Consider the following 3,847-nt stretch of genomic DNA (forward strand, 5'->3'; position numbering starts at 1 on the left):
GGTTCAGTGCGAGTGGCCGTGGCCGTGCGAGGGCGCGGGCGGCTTCTTGCGAGGCGCGCCGGGCTTGGCGGCCGGGCGGCAATCGCTGCACTGCCCATACAACGTGATCTCGTGCCGTGCGACGGCGAAGCCGGGCGGCGCCAGCGACGAGGATGACCGTCGCCGCGGTGCGCCCGGCAGCAAGGCCCCGTCCCGCGGCAAGGGTGCGCCCGTGCGTCGGGAAGGCCGCCTCACCATCCAGGCCGTGGCCGGCGATGGCGACACCGCCGAGCGGATGCGTTCGCTGGCCTCGGTCCGCCGAGCCCGCGAACGCGAGCGGGAGAAGCGCACCAAGGGCTCGGCTCCCGACCAAGGCGCCCGGGTGCGCGAGGTGGTCATCCCCGACGCCATCACCCTGACCGACCTGGCCCAACGCATGGCCATCCGCGCCGGCGACGTGATCAAGTACCTCATGCGCCAGGGCACCATGCTGACCCTGAACGACGTGCTGGACGCCGACACCGCCGAGCTGATCGCCGCCGAGTTCGGCCACACCGTCAAGCGCGTCTCGGAGTCCGACGTGGAAACCGGCTTCCTGGCCGAGGACGACGTCGAGGACGACACCCCCACCCGGCCCCCGGTGGTCACCGTCATGGGCCACGTCGACCACGGCAAGACCAGCCTCCTCGATGCGCTGCGCACCACCGACGTGGCCTCGGGCGAGCAGGGCGGCATCACCCAGCACATCGGCGCCTACCAGGTGAAGCTGGCCAACGGCGAGGCGGTGACCTTCCTGGACACCCCCGGCCACGCCGCTTTCTCCGCCATGCGGGCGCGCGGCGCCAACGTCACCGACATCGTGGTGCTGGTGGTGGCCGCCGACGATGGCGTGATGCCTCAGACCATCGAGGCCATCAACCACGCCAAGGCCGCCGGCGCCCCCATCATCGTGGCCGTCAACAAGGTCGACAAGCCCGACGCCGCCCCTGAACGGGTGATCAACGAGCTGCTCCAGCACGAGATCGTGGCCGAGAGCCTGGGCGGCGAGACCCAGGTGATCGAGGTCTCCGCCACCCAGAAGCTGGGCCTGGAGGAGCTGATCGAGGCCATCTCGCTGCAGGCCGAGGTCATGGACCTGCGCGCCAACCCGGAGCGTTCCGCCGAAGGCACCGTGATCGAGGCCAAGCTGGACAAGGGCCGCGGCCCCGTCGCGTCCATCCTGGTCCAGCGCGGCACCCTGAAGAAGGGCGACATCATCGTGGCCGCCCAGGCCTGGGGCAAGGTGCGCGCCCTGGTCAACGAGCGTGGCGAGCAGGTGACCGACGCCGGTCCTTCCGATGCGGTGGAGGTGCTGGGCCTGGACCAGGCGCCCTCGCCCGGCGAACCCTTCGCCATCGTGGAGAACGAAGCCCGCGCCCGCGAGCTGACCGAATACCGCATGCGTCAGAGCCGCGAAAAACGGGTCGCTGGCGGCGGCGCCTCGGCCTCCTTGGCCGAGATGATGGCCAAGCTGCAGAACAAGCAGGTCAAGGAGCTGGCGCTCGTCATCAAGGGCGACGTGCAGGGCTCGACAGAAGCCATCATCGGCGCCCTGGAGAAGCTCGGCAATGAGGAGGTCCGTACACGGATCATCCATTCCGCGGTCGGAGCGATCACCGAGAGCGACGTGCAGCTGGCCAAGGGCTCGGGCGCGCCGATTATCGGCTTCAATGTCCGTGCGTCGAAGCAGGCCCGCGACCTGGCCGAGCGCGAGGGCGTGGAGATCCGCTACTATGCGATCATCTACGACTTGATCGACGACATCAAAGGCGTGCTGTCCGGCATGCTGTCGCCGATCCAGCGCGAGACCTGGCTCGGCAATGCGCTGGTCCTGGAGGTGTTCAACATCACCAAGGTCGGCAACGTCGCCGGCTGCCGCGTCACCGAGGGCGTGGTCCGCCGCGGCGCCAAGGTCCGGGTGCTGCGCGAGGACGTGGTGGTGGTCGAACTCGGCAACCTGCAGACGCTCCGCCGCTTCAAGGACGACGTGGCCGAGGTCACGAGCGGCTACGAATGCGGCATGAACTACCTGAACCAGGACATAAAGGTCGGGGATACGATCGAGTGCTTTACGGTGGAGACGGTGGCGCGGTCGTTGTAGGGCGGTTGATGGCGGGAGTGCTGGGGCGCGGGCCGAGAGGTCCGCGCCTTTTTCTTTAAGGCGAACCTAATTCGTTTCCTTCCTGGAAGCGGACGTCGCAAGAGGCCGTTGAGGCTGGAACTCGGACCTTCGACTTGACAGGCTGGTCAAGCTTTGCTCGCCTCTAGCGTGTTTGAACGATCCAACAGAAAGGCTGTCATGCGCGCCTACGATGTCGCTCTTGCGGTAACTCGGGTGCTGGCGGCCACGGGCTTCATACAGGCTGCTGTAACACTGGTCTTTATGGCCATCCGAGTATACGTCAGCCTATCCGCTTCAACGCACTTCATTACCGCACACTACATCGCGGCCACAGAGCTTGCCCAGTTTACAATTCCGCTCGAAGAAGCAGCGTGGTCCCTCGCCTTTCTGATCTTCGGAAAGTCAATCTCCCGCTTTGCGGCGAAGCTTGCGCCAGACCACGCCTGACCCAGTCCTACACGACAGCCATTAGCATGAGGACTTTGAAGGCTTCCTCTCCGGGAACTCGCCGTCCAGCATGGGCAAGGTTCTCTGCCCGGAAGCGGACGCCGGAAACCCGTGCTGAGGGTGGATTCCTGCCGGAAACTGAGTTCAGGATGAGCCGGTGGGAGACCGACCTACCATCTCAGAAGCTGATCTTCCTGCCGTAGGAGATTTCCAGACTTTTCATCCCTTCATCAAGGGCGTGTTCAGCCAATGGCACCGGACGCCCTTCAAAGTGGACGGGACAGCTTTCTCCACTGCAGAACAATGGATGATGGTGAAAAAAGCTATGCTCTTCCGAGACGAGGAGGTCGCAGTAGCCATCGCTGAGACGAACGATCCCTCTGAACAGAAGCGGCTGGGCCAGACGGTGCGGCATTTCGATCAGGAGGTCTGGGACGAGTGGAAGATTGACATCGTACATGAGGGCAACCGACAGAAGTTCCTTCAGAACGACGGCGCGCGACGGCAACTCAGGGCTACGACGGGCAAGATGCTTGTCGAAGCAAACGTTAGGGATTGGATTTGGGGCGTTGGGCTAGCCATAGACGATCCCAAGGTACATGACCCGGCCGAATGGCGCGGAACGAACCCTTCTCGGCCGCGTGCTAACCCGCCTTTGCACTGAGATGGGGTGACGAGTATCGGAATGTATCAACGTCTCAGGCAGAGTCCGCCTTGGGTCGTTCTTTCGCGTTAGCGTTGCGCCGACAAGCGGACAGGGTGGGTGCCGCCGGGCTCGGGCGCGTCAAGGCGACCCGCGTGCCGCGGGCGAGCCTTGCAGGCTCGACCTTGACCCGCCTTGCGCCGCGGCGGCTGACGCAGGGCGTCCTGCTTGAAGGTTCGACTTGGCCTGCGGCTGCGTCGAACACAGGGCTGGGCTTGGATGCGAATGAGGAGATCGCAGTGCATCTTCTCCTCCCCTGCGAAGCGGGGGAGGAGAGAATGAACGTTCTTCCTTGTCCCAGCCCTGTGTTCGATCCGCCGGAGGCGATCGAACCTTCAATACGGGACGGCCTGAGCACGGCGGCACACCCGCATCCATCAGAGCGGCGACCGGTCATCTCCCGCGCCATCTCGTGTTCGGCTACCTCTGCCTGCAAGGCGGCTCCGACACGAACAGCAGGCGGGACGACACGACTGCGCGACCCCGGGGCCCGAGGCGCGCCCTAGTGATTTCCCCGGTCAAACGGCGCAGCATGAGAGCCCGATCCCTCAGTAGGT

The 3,847-nt window shown here is 65.2% G+C and carries 3 protein-coding genes; all 3 read left to right on the forward strand.

What is annotated here, in order from left to right; translation table 11 throughout:
* Positions 1–2,119, forward strand: a 2,119-nt coding sequence (gene infB / locus HUV06_RS15065; protein WP_174302064.1) for a translation initiation factor IF-2, incomplete at its 5' end; no start/stop codon positions are given.
* Positions 2,120–2,317: 198 nt separating this feature from the next.
* Positions 2,318–2,587: a hypothetical protein gene (locus tag HUV06_RS15070; RefSeq protein ID WP_174302065.1), complete on the forward strand. Its 270-nt coding sequence runs from the start codon at positions 2,318–2,320 to the stop codon at positions 2,585–2,587.
* A gap of 157 nt (positions 2,588–2,744) precedes the next feature.
* A complete protein-coding gene (locus HUV06_RS15075) occupies positions 2,745–3,251 on the forward strand; it encodes an NADAR family protein (protein WP_217433913.1) in 507 nt (168 codons plus the stop codon).
* The last annotated feature ends 596 nt before the right edge of the window (positions 3,252–3,847 follow it).

The sequence above is a fragment of the Caulobacter sp. S45 genome (assembly GCF_903642205.1).
GTDB lineage: Bacteria > Pseudomonadota > Alphaproteobacteria > Caulobacterales > Caulobacteraceae > CAHJWH01.

What these genes read in the sequence shown, in the direction of transcription:
- HUV06_RS15070 (WP_174302065.1), top strand. Translation starts at nt 2,318, where the DNA reads ATGCGCGCCTACGATGTCGCTCTTGCGGTAACTCGGGTGCTGGCGGCC.